Origin of the sequence: Citromicrobium bathyomarinum (assembly GCF_021021475.1) — a bacterium.
Lineage (GTDB): Bacteria > Pseudomonadota > Alphaproteobacteria > Sphingomonadales > Sphingomonadaceae > Alteriqipengyuania > Alteriqipengyuania bathyomarina.
The window spans coordinates 1,263,184-1,280,652 of sequence record NZ_JAINWL010000001.1 but is presented as its reverse complement, the minus strand read 5'-3'; the positions used below and the strand labels follow the sequence as shown (position 1 = coordinate 1,280,652).

The 17,469-nt window shown below is 63.0% G+C and carries 17 protein-coding genes; 13 read left to right on the top strand and 4 right to left on the bottom strand.

Features of this window, described 5'->3' with window-relative positions; all coding sequences use genetic code 11:
• Positions 1-110: 110 nt before the first annotated feature.
• From K7H93_RS06425 to K7H93_RS06410, 4 genes are all read right to left on the bottom strand, one after another.
• Complete coding sequence (locus tag K7H93_RS06425; RefSeq protein WP_230782946.1) at positions 111-950, bottom strand: phosphoadenosine phosphosulfate reductase family protein; 840 nt, start codon at positions 948-950, stop codon at positions 111-113.
• Entirely contained in the window at positions 947-4,315 is a 3,369-nt protein-coding gene (locus tag K7H93_RS06420; protein WP_230782945.1) for a hypothetical protein, read from the bottom strand. The genes K7H93_RS06425 and K7H93_RS06420 overlap by 4 nt, the downstream gene beginning before the upstream one ends.
• A complete protein-coding gene (locus tag K7H93_RS06415; protein WP_066558474.1) occupies positions 4,312-5,268 on the bottom strand; it encodes a DUF4007 family protein in 957 nt (318 codons plus the stop codon). The genes K7H93_RS06420 and K7H93_RS06415 overlap by 4 nt, the downstream gene beginning before the upstream one ends.
• Before the next feature lie 70 nt (positions 5,269-5,338).
• Positions 5,339-6,559, bottom strand: coding sequence for a cysteine desulfurase family protein (locus K7H93_RS06410; protein WP_230782944.1), 1,221 nt, complete (start codon positions 6,557-6,559; stop codon positions 5,339-5,341).
• A gap of 179 nt (positions 6,560-6,738) precedes the next feature.
• Here K7H93_RS06410 and trbB point away from each other — a divergent pair, with 179 nt between their 5' ends.
• The 13 genes from trbB to K7H93_RS06345 all read left to right on the top strand — a co-directional run bounded on the left by trbB (position 6,739) and on the right by K7H93_RS06345 (position 17,420).
• Positions 6,739-7,719: a P-type conjugative transfer ATPase TrbB gene (gene trbB, locus K7H93_RS06405; protein WP_029140414.1), complete on the top strand. Its 981-nt coding sequence runs from the start codon at positions 6,739-6,741 to the stop codon at positions 7,717-7,719.
• 5 nt (positions 7,720-7,724) lie between these two features.
• Positions 7,725-8,048, top strand: coding sequence for a TrbC/VirB2 family type IV secretion system protein (locus K7H93_RS06400; RefSeq protein WP_369813978.1), 324 nt, complete (start codon positions 7,725-7,727; stop codon positions 8,046-8,048).
• On the top strand, positions 8,048-8,323 hold the full coding sequence (locus K7H93_RS06395) for a VirB3 family type IV secretion system protein (protein WP_010240658.1): 276 nt from the start codon (positions 8,048-8,050) through the stop codon (positions 8,321-8,323). Before K7H93_RS06400 ends, K7H93_RS06395 begins: the two co-directional genes overlap by 1 nt.
• A 3-nt stretch (positions 8,324-8,326) precedes the next feature.
• The gene (trbE, locus tag K7H93_RS06390; protein ID WP_230782943.1) at positions 8,327-10,789 is read left to right on the top strand and encodes a conjugal transfer protein TrbE; all 2,463 of its coding nucleotides are present in this window, start codon (positions 8,327-8,329) and stop codon (positions 10,787-10,789) included.
• Positions 10,786-11,532 carry a P-type conjugative transfer protein TrbJ gene (gene trbJ / locus K7H93_RS06385; RefSeq protein ID WP_047822842.1) on the top strand — a complete coding sequence of 249 codons (747 nt, stop codon included), beginning with the start codon at positions 10,786-10,788 and terminating at the stop codon, positions 11,530-11,532. The genes trbE and trbJ overlap by 4 nt, the downstream gene beginning before the upstream one ends.
• 6 nt (positions 11,533-11,538) lie before the next feature.
• A complete protein-coding gene (gene trbK-alt / locus K7H93_RS06380; protein ID WP_230782942.1) occupies positions 11,539-11,865 on the top strand; it encodes a putative entry exclusion protein TrbK-alt in 327 nt (108 codons plus the stop codon).
• A gap of 1 nt (position 11,866) precedes the next feature.
• Positions 11,867-13,180 (top strand): P-type conjugative transfer protein TrbL, encoded by a 1,314-nt coding sequence (gene trbL / locus K7H93_RS06375; protein WP_230782941.1) that lies wholly within the window; start codon positions 11,867-11,869, stop codon positions 13,178-13,180.
• A 6-nt stretch (positions 13,181-13,186) separates the two neighbouring features.
• The gene (gene trbF, locus K7H93_RS06370) at positions 13,187-13,867 is read left to right on the top strand and encodes a conjugal transfer protein TrbF (RefSeq protein ID WP_010240179.1); all 681 of its coding nucleotides are present in this window, start codon (positions 13,187-13,189) and stop codon (positions 13,865-13,867) included.
• Positions 13,867-14,868: a P-type conjugative transfer protein TrbG gene (gene trbG / locus K7H93_RS06365; protein ID WP_230782940.1), complete on the top strand. Its 1,002-nt coding sequence runs from the start codon at positions 13,867-13,869 to the stop codon at positions 14,866-14,868. The genes trbF and trbG overlap by 1 nt, the downstream gene beginning before the upstream one ends.
• Complete coding sequence (locus tag K7H93_RS06360) at positions 14,865-16,043, top strand: TraB/TrbI/VirB10 family type IV secretion system protein (RefSeq protein ID WP_230782939.1); 1,179 nt, start codon at positions 14,865-14,867, stop codon at positions 16,041-16,043. The genes trbG and K7H93_RS06360 overlap by 4 nt, the downstream gene beginning before the upstream one ends.
• Positions 16,040-16,276 carry a DUF2274 domain-containing protein gene (locus K7H93_RS06355; protein WP_010240186.1) on the top strand — a complete coding sequence of 79 codons (237 nt, stop codon included), beginning with the start codon at positions 16,040-16,042 and terminating at the stop codon, positions 16,274-16,276. The genes K7H93_RS06360 and K7H93_RS06355 overlap by 4 nt, the downstream gene beginning before the upstream one ends.
• A gap of 329 nt (positions 16,277-16,605) precedes the next feature.
• Positions 16,606-16,743: a benenodin family lasso peptide gene (locus tag K7H93_RS06350; protein WP_010240188.1), complete on the top strand. Its 138-nt coding sequence runs from the start codon at positions 16,606-16,608 to the stop codon at positions 16,741-16,743.
• A gap of 62 nt (positions 16,744-16,805) precedes the next feature.
• Complete coding sequence (locus K7H93_RS06345; RefSeq protein WP_010240191.1) at positions 16,806-17,420, top strand: lasso peptide biosynthesis B2 protein; 615 nt, start codon at positions 16,806-16,808, stop codon at positions 17,418-17,420.
• The last annotated feature ends 49 nt before the right edge of the window (positions 17,421-17,469 follow it).

Here is a 17,469-nt window from a genome sequence, read left to right as displayed (position 1 = left end):
CGGGCAAGTGACAACAGAATTGTGATAAAAGAATTCTCGGACCCGGGACACTCCGAGGCATATACTGGGTGCGGTTTCGCGCCTTCCTTGAGGAGAAAGATGGCGAATGGCTATTTATGGCAGACGAGGCAGCCGCTGTCCTCCTCGGCCAGCATCTGTTCCACCGTCTCATCGGTGATCCGTGCTCGCAGCGGATTTGGCATTCTGCGAGCGAGCGCCTGTGCCTTGCGCTCTTCATGATTGCGCTCGATCTCGGAAACCCGCTCCGGCCGCGCCAGTTCTTCGAGACTTTCGTTCTGGGTCCAGGTGAACGGTGAACCGTGCTCGATGGCTGATTTCTCGTAACGCTTGGCTTCCTCGAAGGCGTCCGGGTGCTCGCGCATCAGCCGCACCCATTCGATCTTCTGCTGGTAAAAGCAGAATGTGCAACCGCTGCGAGAGCGCCAGCGATAGTAATCCGGTAGGCCAAGCCCGGAGTTTTCCAGCAGGCCGATGACCGAAGCCTTGTCGAGGCCGGCCTCCCTCAATGGGAAATGGACGTGCATGTTGGGGTGGGTTGCGATCATCCCCGAACGGCTCGGTTCGTCGGCGCGGATCGCGACATAGGAATGCACCTCCACGCCTGCGTCGAGATGCGGTTTGAGCCACTTCTGGAATGGCTGAATTTTCAACTGCCGGGTGCACCAGCGTGTCCGCGGGGAAGGCAGAAAATGGCCGTATTCGGCTAGCCAGAAATCGAAGTCCCGACCAGGGTTGAGCATTTCAATGGGCTTGCCAAGGAAGCCCTCAAGGCGGCCGAGATAATCGTAGACCTCGGGTAGCTCCTTGCCGGTGTCGGTGAAGAAATACCGCACATCGATGTCCGGGCGGTGATCGCGCATCCAGACCGCGAGGGCAGCGCTGTCTCGTCCACCGGACAGACCCAGAACATGCATCGCCTCGCCGGTCACGCTTCCTTCTCCGCGCTGATGGGCACAGTGACATCGCGCTCGCCGTCATCCTCGATATAACGCTGTGCGAGCTCCGCGATCACGGCGAGCACCATATCGGGCTCGAGCTGTGCGGCGTCGAGCGTCTTGCCGATCTCGTCGAGGAGTGGCCCGAGGCGCTTCTGCGCCTCGGTTGCAATCTGTGCTCTGCGGACGACGCTTCGTTCGGTCGACCCGACACCCGCCATCACCATCACCGCGGTCTGGGTCGGTTGCTGGTCGCTGTCGCCGAACAGTTCCACGCGGCGGAACCGGTAGGCGTATTCCGACAGCTGCATCCCCGCCCGACTCGGCTCGAGATCGTGCCACGTCGTCACCGGCTTACCCATCACGAGACCGCAAATTTCCGCCATGCTTTCCGTCGACCCATCGAACTCGGCCAGCCTCGTGATGAAGCCTCGAAGCTTGAGGTCGTCTCCTCCGTGACCGGCTATTCGCTTCGCTCGTTCCACCAACTCCGAGAGATTGCCGGCATCGCGGTGTTTCAGACCCTCCAGCATCCGGGTTTTCAGATCCTCGATCATGTCTGGGTAAGCGTGATCAAGTTCGCTCAGGACCGTGCGCAGCGCAGGTGCGGTGCCTTCGCCCGAAGTTTCGAGCGCTTGGGGGATGTCAACGAAGAGGAGCTGGTAGGGATCGTCCGCATCGAGCAACAAGCGGCGCACATCGATGGCTTGCTTGGAAAGCGTTGCTTGCGCCTTGCGCGACCAGTTGGGAAGGCTGTACGCAAACTGCACGAGCGCCTGCGCTATCTCGAGCGGCTCCTCCGATGGCGCCTCTTCAACGAACTCGCTCGCGACGGCTGCAAATTCCTTCAGCGCGACCGCATTAGCGGCATCGGTCGGAACAGATCTCAGCGCAATATGTTCGGGGTCCTGCAGCAGAAGATCCATGACCAGATCGGATATGGCCGGCTGGAAGGCCTCTTTCGCATAGATCGCAGTGCTGTGGCGGCGCGAGAAAAGATAGGTCACGAGCAATAGGGGCATCACGCCTTGCTGCACGCCGTAAGGCGGCTCGCCCCAAGCCCGGTAGATGTCGGCAACACCAACCTGCTCGCCGGCTTCGAGCAGGCCATCGGTTAGCGACCAGAGAGGGGCGAACGTGCTGGTTTCGCCGGGCGGAACGAAGTCCCACCGCTCGCCTTGCCGGACATAGAGACCCGCGCGTTCCAGAACGGTAACCGCTAGGCCCTTCTCGGCCGGATAGCCCTTGATCCCGAAGTGCTGCTCGCCGCGGCCCACTACAATAGCATGCAACAGGGCTCGCAACGCCGCGTTGGAATTGCTCGAAGGCCGCCGACGATTGATGAGTTCGGAATGCACGATCGGAGCCTGCCGGAAAGTCCGCCGGGCGATATCGCTTGCTGCTTGCGACAGGCCATAGGAAAGCGACTGCAAATCGAGCGGCTTACCAGTGTCGAACCAGTGCGCGCGCTCGAAACCCTCTCTCAGGAGACCTTCCAGCTGCGCGGACAAATGGGCAATGCGGGCATCGATCTCGCGCCTGGCGGCTGCATCTCCGGCCAGTTCGGGGCTTTCGTTGCGCACGTCTCGCGCGGCTTCGAGCTCGATCGCTGTTTTGCGAATGTCCGCACTGTTCGATGCAAGACCAACAATTACGGGCAGACCGTGCCGATGCTCCGTGCGCGAGACTTCGATCAGACTCGCCTCCGCTTGGCCGGGATCGACGTCGATCCCAGGCAGAAGCAGCAGGAACTTGCCAGCAGCCCCGGCGCTAACCCGAACGTCTTTCGGACCAAGCCCTTGCGGCGCCAGTTCGCCGATTTGTGCGTCGAACCAGCGCGGCGTGCCATATTCGGCGTAATGCCGCTTGGCCAGAATCGGCTGCAGCGAGGCGAGATCGTTCAGAGACGCTATCTCGAGCCGCCCGCGTTCGGCGATGCGGGCCTCGATTTCGCCCTCAATGTCGAAATCGCTGCCGGCATAGATTGCATAGGCGCCGAGATGGCGACGGTAGACCAGCGCCGAAATCTTCACGAGATCGGCAAGCTGCTCTTCGACGTCCGCATCGGAATGACCGAGGCTTGCCGCAATCGTCCGGGATGAGGCTGCCAGACCCGATCCATTGCTGAACAGATCGATGACCGCCACGGTCTTCGCGATCTGCAAGCGCAGGTGGCTGCCGTCGCGGCCCGCCCTCGCTATGGCCTCTGCGGCCTGTGCCCATCGATGGCCGTCGGGCGAAGCCATGATCGCCGGCTCCAGATTGACCTGCAGATAATCCCAAAGTTCTGCCGGTCCGAAGGTTCTTCCCGAGGCGAGCGTCGTGCGTTGAAGGAATTCGGTGAAGCCGCTGGGTTCCGCCGAGGCAAGAAAACCGAACAGGCTGCGTTCGTTCTGGCTGAAGCGCCGCCGGGTGATCGGCCCGAGCAGCGCTGCCGCCGCAGGGTTGAGAGGCCAGCAATCGTCGAGCCTTTCCGCAAGATCCTTGGGCACACCTGGTCGCCGTTCGGCAATCTCGCTGGCAACAATAGCGGCAATTGGATGCGACTGAGGGTGCGAACGCTCTGTCGTGACGGCACGACCGACCAATTCGATGACCTCGTCGACCGCCGTAATGATCGGGACATCCGCAAAGCGGCCCTGAACCTTGCGCCATTCGTCCTGGACGCTTTGCCCGAGGCGATCCGCATAGCGCTCGAAAGCCTGGTGCAGCACGCCCACAACGATAAGTCTTCCCTCGCTGCGATTGGCCGCCTCTGCGAGATCCTGGAAGAAATGGATGTCGACGGCGTGATCGGCAGCACCTTCCAGATATTTGCCCAGTTCGTCGACAATGACGAGAACCCCGCCCTTGGGACGCGCTTCAACCTCGCGTTGCAGCCGCTCGACGATATCGCGCCCGTCAGCGGCCTCCATCCTGGACCGCTTGGTCCGAGCGTGGCCCGGCTCGCCAGCGATTGCGGATGCGACCGCTTCGCGCAGGTCCGCCACCGGGTTGCCCCGCCGACCGCTCACCGGCACGCAGAGCCAGTCTTTGGGCGCACGCCCGAAAACGTCGGCCACTTCGGGCACATCGCCAAGCAGTTGCTTCGCTTCCCTGTAGGCGGGCCCGCGCCCGAGCGAGTAGGAGGCAAGCGCAAGCGCGAGGCTCGACTTGCCGCCGCCGTAAGGGCCCGTCCAGGTGAACGCGCCCTGGCCGTTTGTCGCGAGGCGGAGCGTGGTGGTCAACGCATCGCGCGCCGATCCTTGAAGTACATAACCGGAGAGGGGATCGGCCTGGCCAAAATCGGCATCGATCCTGATCGATCTTTGGTAGCGCGGGGCGACCGAAACATGGTCTGAGAGATAGGCCTGCGTCATGCCGCGAGCGCCTTGGTGTGCGGATAGGCGCTGGCGATGAAGGAGGCCGGATCAGGCAGGCCTTCTCCCCGCCTGGCAATCGCGCGCACACCTGCGCTGTCGGTCCACAGAAAGGCGCCCTTGGCGACCCTTTCGATATCGACAAGCCGGTCGATCAGCGCATCCTCGTCTAGCTTGAAGATCCGCCCCGGCGATCCGGGCTCGTATACCAGCGTATCGATGGCGAGCGTTGCTTGCTCGGGCGCACGCCTCGCCCAGAAATCTGCAAGCGCAAAAAGGAAGATACCGTCGGGCAAGCCGGGCTTGGGCCCATGGCGGAAAGCGAACGATCGCGATGACACTTCGCGCATAAGGCCAAGTTCGCCAAGTACGGTTTCCACCTGATCGTCAACCGCGCCCGCGCCGACCTTGGCGACATAGGATCTGACAAAGCATTCCACGTCGCGCTTGATCGTTGTGGAGGAGGCCCGCGACCGGTCGAGTTGGGCACACAGCAGCCGGATCGGCTCGGCAATGCCGTCGCGGTCGAACCCATGTGCATTCAGATGGTTGAACGCATAATACCACGTCGTGGCGCGCTCGAAATTGCTGGCGATCTGCCAATGGAGCAGCCATGTGGTCGCGAGGCTTTCCATGAACGGATCGAGACCTGAATCGCGGTCAAAGATGAGATCTCCGAAGGGCGTTGCCTTCAAGGCACCGACACCCCTCTCCGGGTCTTCTTCAATGATTCGGCACGCGAGCGCCCAATGCTTGATCGCCGCAACCATATTCTTGCCGACCCCGAACCGGATGATCCCTTCGTCCTTGTCGAAGGTATTGGGGGCCGGAGCTTCCGAATCCTCGCAGACGGCATCGTAAGCCTTGCGCAGCCACAGCCGCCTCAGCGGGAAGGTTTCATGTCCCGCGAAGCGCGTCTTGACGCCGGGCTGTCCAAGGGGTCCTCTGAGCATGATTTGTTCCTACTGGGGATTTCCCCCAGTTGGCAAGCCTGCCCGCGCCTTTTGTGCGAACTTTTAGGCTTCAGGCAGCGGCGCGGTAGGCTTTCTCGTACGCAGCCAAGAGCGCAGTGACGGCACGGTCGATATCCGCCTCGGAAGTGGTTCGGCCAATCCCGATGCGAACGGACGACGAAGCCTCGTCAAAGGAAAGCCCTTGCGCCAACAGGACGTAAGACGGCTCGATGCTGCCTGAGTTGCAGGCTGAACCTGTTGATGCCGATAGTTCGCCGCGGGCATGCAAGAGGATGTCTTCCGCATTCACTCCCTCGGCCCTGAGGCTTGTGCAACCCGGGATGCGCTCGGCATGCGGATTGATAGTGAAAGGACATCCCTTCCTGGTGACCCGATCTTCGAAAAGTCTTTGTAATGATTGAATATGTGTGCGTGCCGACTGGCCGTGGCGCTCGTAAAGCCGCGCCGCCGCTGCAAGCCCGGCGCAAAGCGGAACGGGCACCGTTCCGCTGCGTCCGAGAGGCTGCTGTCCACCGCCATCAAGCTGCGGAACGAGCCGTAACCGCGCGGCGCGCGACACGACAAGGCCGCCGATGCCTTTTGGACCGTAGAACTTGTGACCGGAGAAACTCAGCAGATCGGCACTGGTATGGTTGAAGTCGACATCGATCTTTCCAACGGTCTGCGCCGCGTCTGTGTGAAACAGGACACCTTGGCGATGACAGATTTCGGCAATCTCACGCACGGGTTGAATGACGCCGGTTTCGTTGTTGGCGTGCATGACCGATACGAGCGCCGTGTCGGGCCTCAGGGCCTGCGCGATGGCTTCTGCGCGAACGCGGCCATTTGACCCTGGTCTGACCTCGGTGACCTCGATCCCGCGTTTGACGAGCGAACGGGCGGCTTCCAGCACGCATTTGTGCTCGATCGACGACACCACCAGATGGTTTCCGCGTCGTTCGGCTGAGCTCATAACACCTTTGATGGCGAGGTTGTTCGCCTCGGTTGCTCCGCTGGTGAAGAGGATTTCGTCCTCCCCGGCACCGAGCAGCGCCGCAAGCGCTTCGCGCGATCGTTCGACAATTTTCGAGGCTTGCAGGCCATGCGCATGATCCGAATGCGGATTGCCCCAGTCATGGCTCATCGCGTCCGTCATCGCATCGATGACCGAGGGATCGACCGGAGTTGAGGCCATGAAATCGAGATAGGCGGGGCCGGGTCTGCGCAAGGAACAACCTTCATTGAAATCGGTGCACCGATAAGACCAAACCTGGCCTGGCAAAGCAACCACGATCGCGCGGTGTTCGAGCCTGAATGGCGACGACCTTCCGATTTGGCCTTGTCTTTTATTTCTTATTCTTCGCCCTTCTACCCTCACTGCAGATCGCTATTGCCCGAGGGCAAAGTAATGTCTTTTTGATCTGCCTCGCGAACGCAGCCGATGGTCGGTTGCCGCATCCGAGGCAGTCCATGAGCGTCATCCCCCTTCGATCCGAAGTCTCATCGCGCGGCGCGCGCATGCTGCGCACTGCGCTTGGCGGCGACATCGCCCGCTGGCTCGACGAGCCCGATGTCATCGAAGTCATGCTCAACCCCGACGGGCGTCTCTGGGTGGACCGGTTGGGCGAGGGTCTCGCGGCGAGCGAATGTCTGATGAGCGCAGCCGATGGCGAGCGGATCATCCGGCTGGTCGCCCATCATGTCGGCGCCGAGGTGCATGCAAGCGTACCGCGTGTGTCCGCCGAACTGCCGGAAGGCGGCGAGCGCTTCGAAGGTCTGCTGCCACCGGTGGTTGCCGCCCCGAGCTTCGCCATCCGCAAACCAGCCATCGCGGTGTTCTCGCTGGCCGATTACGTGACGACCGGGATCATGAGCAAATGGCAGGCCGAAGCGCTTGCCGGTGCGGTCGCTGCGAGAAAGAACATTCTGGTCGTCGGCGGCACCTCGACCGGCAAGACGACGCTCACCAATGCGTTGCTCGCCGAGGTCGCAGCCACGTCCGACCGTGTCGTCCTCATCGAGGATACGCTGGAGCTGCAATGTGCAGCGCCCAATCTGGTATCGCTGCGAACCAAGGACGGCGTTGCGACTTTGTCCGATCTTGTCCGGTCGGCGCTGCGCCTGCGGCCCGATCGCATTCCCATCGGAGAGGTGCGCGGTGCCGAGGCGCTCGATCTGCTGAAAGCCTGGGGCACCGGTCATCCAGGCGGGGTCGGCACGCTTCACGCCGGCTCGGCGCTTGGCACACTGCGGCGGCTCGAACAGCTTATCCAGGAAAGCGTGGTCACCGTGCCGCGCGCGCTGATCGCCGAGACCATCGATATTATCGCCGTGCTTGTGCGCGACGGCACCGGGCGGCGCCTTGCCGAACTCGCCGAGGTGCGCGGACTCGATGCCGCGGGCGAATACGTCCTCGCACCCCTTCCATCCACAACAGGAGACCATTCGTGACCCATATCTTTTCGCGGGCGCGACCGCGCCTGTCCGCTTTGATCGTTGGGAGCGTCATTGCGCTGGCATTTGCGGCGCCCGCCCAAGCCGCCGGCTCGTCGATGCCGTGGGAAGCGCCGCTCCAGGCGATCCTCGAATCCATCCAGGGCCCGGTCGCCAAGATTGTCGCGGTGATCATCATCATCGCCACCGGGCTGGCGCTCGCTTTCGGGGATACATCGGGAGGCTTCAGGCGCCTGATCCAGATCGTCTTCGGGCTTTCGATCGCCTTTGCCGCGTCCTCCTTCTTCCTTTCGTTCTTCTCCTTCGGCGGCGGAGCGCTGGTCTGATGGACAGCGGTCAATCTCCTCTGCCGAACGGCTTTGCTGTTCCAGTTCACCGGGCGCTGACCGAGCATATCCTGCTCGGCGGTGCGCCGCGCGGGCTCGCTATCGCCAATGCGACGTTGGCGGGCGCAATCGGACTGGGTCTGCAGCTGTGGATCGCAGGCGCCGCGTTTTTCGCGCTCGGCCACATGGTCGCGGTCTGGGCCGCCCGGCACGATCCTCAATTCGTCGATGTCGCGCGGCGGCATCTGCGGTTCCCCGCGCATCTGCAGGTCTGAGCCATGCTGAGCTTGCGCGAATATCGAAACAAGGCCGACCGGCTTGCGGACTTCCTGCCATGGGCGGCGCTCGTCGCACCCGGCGTCGTGCTCAACAAGGACGGCAGCTTCCAGCGGACGGCCCGCTTTCGCGGGCCGGATCTCGACAGCGCGACCCCTGCCGAACTGGTTTCAACGACGGCGCGGTTGAACAGCGCGCTACGCCGGCTCGGTTCGGGCTGGTCGATCTTCGTCGAGGCTGTGCGTCGTCCGGCACTGGATTATCCCGCCTGCGCCTTTCCCGATCCGGCCTCGGCACTGGTCGAACGAGAGCGCGCCGCGCAGTTCGCAGAAGAAGGCGCGCATTTCGAGAGCCGCTATTTTCTGACCTTCTTATGGATGCCGCCTGCCGAGGATGCCGCGCGGGCTGAAAGCTGGCTCTACGAAGGCAAAGCCGAGAAAGGCGTGGATCCGCGCGAGCTTCTCGAGGGCTTCGCCGATCGGACCGACCGGCTGCTGCGCCTGTTCGAAGGGTTCTTTCCCGAGGTCCAATGGCTCGATGATGGCGAGACCCTGAGCTATCTTCACAGCTGCATCTCGACGCGACTGCACGATGTACGCGTTCCCGAAACCCCGATGCATCTCGATGCGCTGCTTGCCGACGAGCCGCTGACCGGCGGTCTCGAACCGCGCCTGGGTGCGGCCCATCTGCGGACACTGACCGTGATCGGCTTTCCGAGCGCGACATTCCCCGGGCTGCTCGATGAACTCAATGCGCAGGGCTTCGCCTATCGCTGGGCGACGCGGGCGATCATGCTCGACAAGAGCGACGCGACGAAGCTGCTTTCGAAAATCCGCCGCCAGTGGTTCGCCAAGCGCAAATCGGTCGCCGCGATCCTCAAGGAAGTGATGACCAACGAGGCTTCGGTGCTGGTCGACAGCGATGCAGCCAACAAGGCCGAGGATGCCGATGCCGCTCTACAGGAGCTGGGCGCCGACCATGTCGGGCTCGCGCTGGTCACCGCGACCGTTACGGTGTGGGCCGAGGAACCGGCGCTTGCCGCCGAGAAGCTGCGGCTGGTCGAGAAGGTCATCCAGGGCCGCGACTTTACCTGTGTGACCGAAGGCATGAATGCGATCGAGGCCTGGCTCGGATCGCTGCCCGGCCATGTCTACGCCAATGTTCGCCAGCCCCCGATCTCGACGCTGAACCTTGCGCATATGATGCCGCTTTCGGCTGTCTGGGCCGGACCGGAACACGATGCGCATTTTGACGCGCCGCCGCTGCTTTACGCCAAGACCGAAGGCTCGACCCCCTTCCGGTTTTCGCTTCATGTCGGCGATGTCGGACATGGCCTCGTCGTCGGTCCGACCGGGGGGGGCAAATCGGTCTTGCTGGCGATGATGGCGATGCAGTTTCGCCGCTATGCCGGGTCGCAAATTTTCGCTTTCGATTTCGGCGGCTCGATCCGTGCGGCGGCGCTCGCCTGCGGCGGCGATTGGCAGGATCTGGGATCGAGTCTTTCCGAGGACAGCGACGAGGCAGTCCTGCTGCAACCGCTGGCGCGGATCGATGAGCCGGCACAGCGCAACTGGGCCTCGGAATGGCTCCAGGCGATCCTCACTGCGGAGGGCGTCGCAATTGATCCGGAAACCAAGGATTACCTGTGGTCGGCGCTGAGCTCGCTGGCGAGCGCGCCGGTCGCTGAGCGCACACTCACCGGGCTCGCTGTCCTTTTGCAATCGCAGGCATTGAAGCAGGCGCTTGCTCCCTACTGCGTCGGCGGGCCGTTCGGACGGCTCCTCGATGCCGAAAGCGAACGGCTGGGCGAAGCGAGTTTCCAGGCGTTCGAGACCGAAGGGCTGACCGGATCGGCGGCTGCGCCCGCCGTACTGTCCTATCTGTTCCACAGGATCGAAGGGCGCCTCGACGGCTCGCCGACGCTCATCATTATCGATGAAGGCTGGCTGGTGCTCGACGCTCCGGCCTTTGCCGCGCAATTGCGCGAATGGCTCAAGACCCTGCGCAAGAAGAATGCGAGCGTCGTTTTCGCCACCCAAAGCCTTGCCGATATCGAGACCTCGGCGATCGCGCCCGCGATTATCGAAAGCTGCCCGACGCGAATCTTCCTGCCCAACGACCGGGCGGTCGAACCCCAGATTTTGGGTATCTATCGCCGCTTCGGACTGAACGACCGCCAGATTGAAATCCTCAGCCGGGCAACGGCCAAGCGCGATTATTACTGTCAGTCCTCTCGCGGTAACCGCCTGTTCGAACTCGGCCTTGGCGAAGTGGCGCTCGCCTTTGCCGCCGCCTCTTCCAAGAGTGACCAGCTCGCCATGTCCCGTATCATCGAAGAGCATGGCCGGAGCGGCTTTGCCGCCCACTGGCTGAGGTATCGCGGCCTCCACTGGGCCGCCGAATTGCTCGGCAGCGATGCGCACTCTTCCGACCCCCCAAACCCACCAGAAGGAGACCTGAAGTGACCTCTCGAAAAATCTTCCGCAGCATGGCCATGGGCATTGCGCTCGCCTTGGCGAGTACGAGCGCCTTGGTATCAACGCCTGCACACGCCCAGTTCGGCGGGATCGTTTACGATCCGTCCAATTACGCGCAGAACGTGCTGACTGCCGCTCGCACGCTTGAGCAGATCAACAACCAGATCCGCATGCTGCAGAACCAGGCGACGTCGCTCATCAACGAGGCGAAGAACCTTCAGAGCCTGCCGCTGACGATCGTGCAGCCCCTGCAGGACCAGATCCGGCAGACCCAACAACTGCTGAACGAAGCCCAGCGCATCGCCTACGATGTCCGCACCATCGAGGGCGCTTTCGAACAGCATTACAAGAACGTTCCCCTCGGTGCCTCGCAGCGGGCGATGGTCGACGGCGCCGAGGCGCGCTGGCAAAACAGCGTGGCGGCCTTCGAAGATGCCCTCAAGGTCCAGGCGGGCACGGTTGCCAATATCGAAGGTTCGCGCGAAGCGCTCGGCAGCCTCGCTTCCGCAAGCCAGTCCGCCACGGGCGCCTTGCAGGCAGCACAGGCTGGCAACCAGCTGCTGGCATTGCAGGCCCGCCAGCTGGCCGACCTGACCGCCACGATCGCCGCTACTGGCAGGGCGCAGGCGCTCGATGCCGCCGAACGCGCGGCGGCCAAGGCACAGGCGCGCGAGCAGCTGAGGCGGTTTCTCGCTATTCGTCCGCGCTATCTGCCCGGCGGATCGGACTGATCCGCGATGGACACCAAGCTCCTCGCGCGCATCGGTGCCGCTGTGTTCGTCGGTCTCGCCATCGCGACCACGATCGTACAGCTGCGCGAGGAGCCCGCGCCGGTGCGGCAAACTGACCGGCGCATATGGGTGCCCGACGGTGATCCGCTGCCAGCACAGCTGAGGGCTTGCGCTCAAATGGGCGAACTGGCGCTGTCCTCGCCCGATTGCCGCGCGGCCTGGGCCGAAAAACGCCGCCGCTTCTTCGGCGTCGATCACCCCGAGGCTTATTCCGGGATCGGCGACAGGGCGCTGCCTGAGTCCTTTTCCCGCGAAGCGAGAGGAGAGAACTGACATGGGCGGCACCGGTGTTGTCGATCGCTTCCTCGCGATCTTCTCGCAATATATCGACAGCGGCTTCGGGCTGCTTTCTGGCGAGGTCGCCTTTATCGCGACCACGCTGATCGTGATCGATGTCACGCTCGCCGCCCTGTTCTGGAGCTGGGGCGCGAACGACGACATCATCGCCCGGCTCGTCAAGAAGACGCTTTTCGTCGGAATCTTTGCCTACATCATCGGCAACTGGAGCGCGCTCGCCAATATCGTGTTCAACAGCTTTGCCGGGCTAGGCCTGAAGGCGAGCGGCTCGGGGCTTGGCGCGAGCGATCTGTTGCAGCCGGGACGGGTGGCGCAAGTAGGCATCGATGCCGCCTGGCCGCTGCTCGAATCGATTGCCGATCTGATGGGCTATGTCGGCTTCTTCGAGAATTTTCTGCAGATCATCATCCTGCTCGTCGCCTGGGCGATTGTCATCATCGCCTTCTTCATTCTCTCCATCCAGCTGTTCGTCACCCTGATCGAGTTCAAACTGACGACCTTGGCGGGTTTCGTGCTCATTCCCTTTGGACTGTTCGGCAAGACCGCCTTCCTTGCCGAACGTGTGCTCGGCAATGTGGTCTCCTCGGGGATCAAGGTTCTCGTTCTCGCCGTCATCATCGGCATCGGTTCGACGCTCTTCGCCGAATTCACCGGCGCCATCCCCGGCGAGCCGACCATCGAGGATGCGCTGGCCATCGTGCTCGCCAGCCTCACCCTGCTTGGTCTGGGCATTTTCGGGCCGGGGATCGCCAATGGCATTGTCGCGGGCGGTCCGCAGCTCGGTGCAGGCGCTGCCGCAGGCACCGCGCTTCTTGCAGGCGGTGCTGCGGTTGGCGGCGTGGCCGGTGCCAAACTTGCGGGCGGCGCGGTCGCCAGTGCTGCCTCTTCCGTCGCGCGAGGCACCTCGCGCGCTGCCGGAGGTGCGACCATGGCCTATGCCACCGGTTCGGCGGGCAAGAGCGGCGGCGCCGCGGTTGCAAGCGGAATGGCGGGTGTTGGCCGCGCAGCAGGCGGTGCCGCCATGTCTCCGCTACGTAAAGCGGCAGACAGCGCCAGGAGCAATTTCCGCGACGGGGCGCGTGGGTCGGTCGGGAACATGGGTGGCCGCATCGTGCCCGCTCACGGTGCTTCGTCACCGGATCCGGAACAGACGAACGGCCCGCCGGCCTGGGCGCGGTCCATGAAGCACAGGCAAAGCCTGGGGCACTCGGCCTCGCTTGCCGCGCACACCGTGCGCTCCGGTGATGGCCATGGTGCAGGCGCTTCCATCGACACCAAAGAGAAGGATTAGCCTCCAATGTTCAAACGGCCTTCGATCCGGTACGCAAAAACGCCTCAAGCAGAGACGCCCTACCAGCGCGCGGCGCAGGTCTGGGACGAGCGCATCGGTTCCGCGCGCGTCCAGGCAAAGAGTTGGCGCTACGCCTTTTTCGGTGCGCTCGGCCTGTCGGCAGCGCTGACCGGCGGGCTCGTGTGGCAGAATGCGCGCGGCACCATCGTGCCCTGGGTGGTCGAGGTCGACAGGCTGGGCGAGGCCCGCACCGTAGCTCCCGCCGCTGCGGATTACGAGCCGACCGATCCGCAGATCGCCTTTCACCTCGCCCGGTTTATCGAGCATGTCCGCGCTATCCCCGACGATCCAATTGTGGTGCGAGAGAACTGGCTCAGAGCCTACCAATTCGCCAGCGACAAGGGCGCCTTGGCGCTCAACGATTATGCGCGGGCCAACGACCCGTTCGCGGCAATCGGCCGCGAACAGGTTGCGGTCGATGTCACCAGCGTGATCCGTGCCTCGCCGCGCAGCTTTCGCGTGGCCTGGGTCGAGCGGCGCTACCGTGACGGCGCGCTCGCCGAAACCACTCGCTGGACCGCTATTCTCGGCGTTGCCGTCCAGCCTCCCAGAACGCCCGACGCGCTCACCAGCAATCCGCTCGGGATCTTCGTCACCTCGATCAACTGGTCAAAGGAGCTTGGCTGATGACCCATTTACTTCAACTCTCCCGTCCGCCGCTGCTCGCAGCCGGCGTTCTGCTCCTTGCCGGATCGCCGGCAGCAGCGACGCCTGCGCCGCAGGCGCAGGCCGCATTGCGGGCGATCACCGCCTCCGACCTCGCCGATGCTTCCCGCCTTGTTCAGGCCATTGCATATGCCAACACCCCCTCGCGGCAGGCCTCCCCCACTGCCGCGCGCCGCTCCCCTGCCTCTGACCCCGCCCCTGATCCTCAGAGCCATGTGGGAGCGGCGAACGAGGCCGCCAGGATCGAACCGGACAATGCCGGATTTGACAATGCCATCCAGCGCTATGCCTATCGCGAAGGTGCGTTGTTCCAGGTCTACGCCAAACCCGGGCAGGTGACCGACATCGCCTTGCAGGAGGGCGAAACGCTGGTCGGCCCCGGGCCGGTCGCTGCAGGTGATACCGTGCGCTGGATGATCGGCGACACGCTGAGCGGCTCGGGAGCGACGCAGCGGGTCCATATCCTCGTTAAACCGACGCGGCCAGATATCGCCACCAATCTGGTCATCAATACCGACCGCCGCACCTACCACATCGAACTGCGCGCCAACCCGAACACCTATATGGCCTCGGTCAGCTGGTCCTATCCGGCAGACGAACTGATCGCGCTGCGCAGCGAAGAAGAACGAGTGGCACGAGCCGCACCGGTCACCGAGGGGTTCACTTTGGAGGCGCTCAATTTCGATTACCGCATCTCGGGTGACAAGCCTGACTGGCGGCCCGTTCGCGTCTTCGACGACGGACAGCGGACCCTGGTCGAGTTTCCACCCGACATCGCCCAAGGCGAAATGCCCCCGTTCTTCGTGGTGGGCGCCGATGGCGCAGCGGAGCTGGTCAATTACCGGGTCTCCGGGCGCTATCTCATTGTCAACCGCCTCTTCCACAAGGCCGAACTGCGCCTGGGTGCCGGTCGCAGACAGGTCCGCGTGAAGATTGAAAACCGCATGCGGGGCCGGTCGTGAACCAGGAAAGCAAGACCGAGCCGCCACCCGATGCCGAAAGTATCGTTCAATTGCGCGGGGAAAGACCGCGCGTGGTCAGGCTGTCGCGCAAGGCTATCGGCATTGCCAGCGCCGCGGGTCTGACCGTCCTTGGCGGTATATTGCTCTACGGCCTGCAGCCGCCCTCACAGGACAGCGGCGAAGAGCTGGTGAACACCGACGGGATCGCTGTGGCAGACGGGCTTGCCGCAGCCCCGGCGGACTATTCCCAGGTTCCGAGGTTAGGGCCGCCGCTGCCGGGCGATCTCGGTCAACCGATCCTCGAGGCGCAGGATCGCGGTGCTATTGCCGCGCTGCCCCCTGTCGGCGCCCCGCCTCCGGTCCCGCCCCAGCGGGCGGCGCCGAGCCCTGAAGAAATAGAGCGCGAACGCCTAGAACAGGAACGCGAGGCGGCGCGCGGCAGCCGCCTGTTTTTCGGCGGCGGGACACAAGCTGCCAGTTCTGGTCCGGCAGCTTCGGGGGCTGGGCCACAACCGGCAGTACCATTTCAGCCCTCCGTCTCGACCGCGCGGGCAAGTTTTCTCCAACAGCCTGCCGAGACGCGGACAGCGTCCGTGCAGCGGCTTGAGGCGGTGCCATCTGGCGCGCTGCTTCAGGCCGGGTCGATCATTCCGGCAGCGCTGATCACCGGCATCCGCTCAGACCAGCCCGGCCTCGTGACCGCGCAGGTTACCGAGAATATCTATGACAGCCTGACCGGACGGCATCTTCTGATCCCGCAGGGTGCGCGCCTGATCGGTGAGTACGAATCCGATGTCGGGTTCGGGCAACGCCGGGTGCTGCTGGCCTGGAACAGGCTCATCCTGCCTGATGGTCGCTCGATTGTGCTCGATCGCCAGCCAGTCGCCGATCCCTCGGGCTATGCCGGACTGGAAGACGGCGTCGATTACCATTGGGGCGGTGTCGTCAAGGCGGCGCTCGTTTCCATTTTGCTCGGGATTGGTGGCGAACTCGGCGCAGGTGGAGATGATGATCTGCTGCGCGCTGTTCGCCGCGGCAGTCAGGACAGCATCAATCGCGCTGGCGAGCAGGTGATTGCACGCGAGCTCGATATCCGCCCGACGCTGACGATCCGCCCCGGCTTTCCCGTGCGGGTGCTGGTGACGCGCGATATCGTGCTGGAGGGTGGAGCATGACCCGGCTCAAACTCTCCGACATCACCGATGGCAAGCCTGTAAAGTTAACGATCGAAATCCCTGCCCGGCTCCATCGCCGGCTGATCGAATATGGGACCGTGCTCAATGGCGGGGTATCAGAGGGTGCGCCTGTGCCTGAGCTGCTTATTCCGCCGATGATCGAGCGCTTTGTTGCAAGTGACCGGGATTTTGCCAAGGCACGCAGAGGATCGCGCGCACTATCCAAACAATAAGCACCTACAATATCGGAACTTTTTCTGGTTCTTCCAAGCCATTCTTACTTGCGAAATGCACACGTAGGTAGAATTGCGCTGTTTCCGCGTGCATGATTGGCCTTATCGTGAAGTAGCGAACGCATGTTCCTAGCGACCGGGTGGCGACACGCATGTCCAGGCGAAAAGCTAAAAGTGTCGATACACTCGCCAACGGGTGTTTCCATCACCCGGTCGCATCTTCGACCACACTGTATTTATAATTCCATTATAAGTTGGTCTGAATTCCGCTCCGCGCTCACTCTCCACTTGCGACGTCCGAGTCGCGATACCAACCACAGGAGTGAATCATGAAGGAGTTCGACCATAACCAGAATGAGGTTATCGACCTCGGCAAGGCCTCGGTTGAGACCAAGGGCGCCGTCGGTTTCTACATCGACGCCAGCGGCGGGCAATTGGCCAACAGCCCGGGCCTGCTCGACGAATAAGTCCTCGGCGGGCCGTGCGGCGCAATCCTGCCGCGCGACCCGCCGATTCGGGCTCCCAATCGATGGATCTCCACCGCGAAGGACTGGCGTGGCGCATTTTGGATGGCCAGCTCCTATTTCTCGATGTTTCCAACGATCGCTACTTTCGGTTGTCGGATGACGAAAATCGCAGATGTCTCGAAAAACTTGGCCGGTATCCCGAGAAGCAATGGCACCAACCGAGCAGCCTCGCCCGGCCTGCGGACTGGACCGTCCCAGAACAATCGAGCCCGGCAATCGCCGAGCACACCTTTAGTCTGCCCGCAGTCGCGAGAGCGCTTTGGATGCAACGCCGCGTTGAAGCGCGGCTCGCGAAACACTCTTTGGCGCTGGTCCTTTCCCAATTACGGAGCGTTGTCGAATCCAGGTCGGAAAGCCAATTCGAGATCAGTGAGAAGGGACGCAGGTGTATCGGGGCTTTTGAGGATGCACGATTGTTGCGCACCGCTGCGGACCGGTGTCTTTCGCGCTCCATCGCTCTCGCGACTTGTCTTGCCGCATATGGCGACCGGGCGCGGATCGTCATCGGCGTCCATACACCCCCTTTTGCAGCACACTGCTGGACGCAGCACCGAGACACGGTCTTGAACGACAGTGTCGAAGAAGTGCTCCGCTATGAACCAATTCTTGTCGTATGAGACCGCTACGTTTTGTTCTTGCGGTTCCTCATGGCGCGAACGGCCAAAT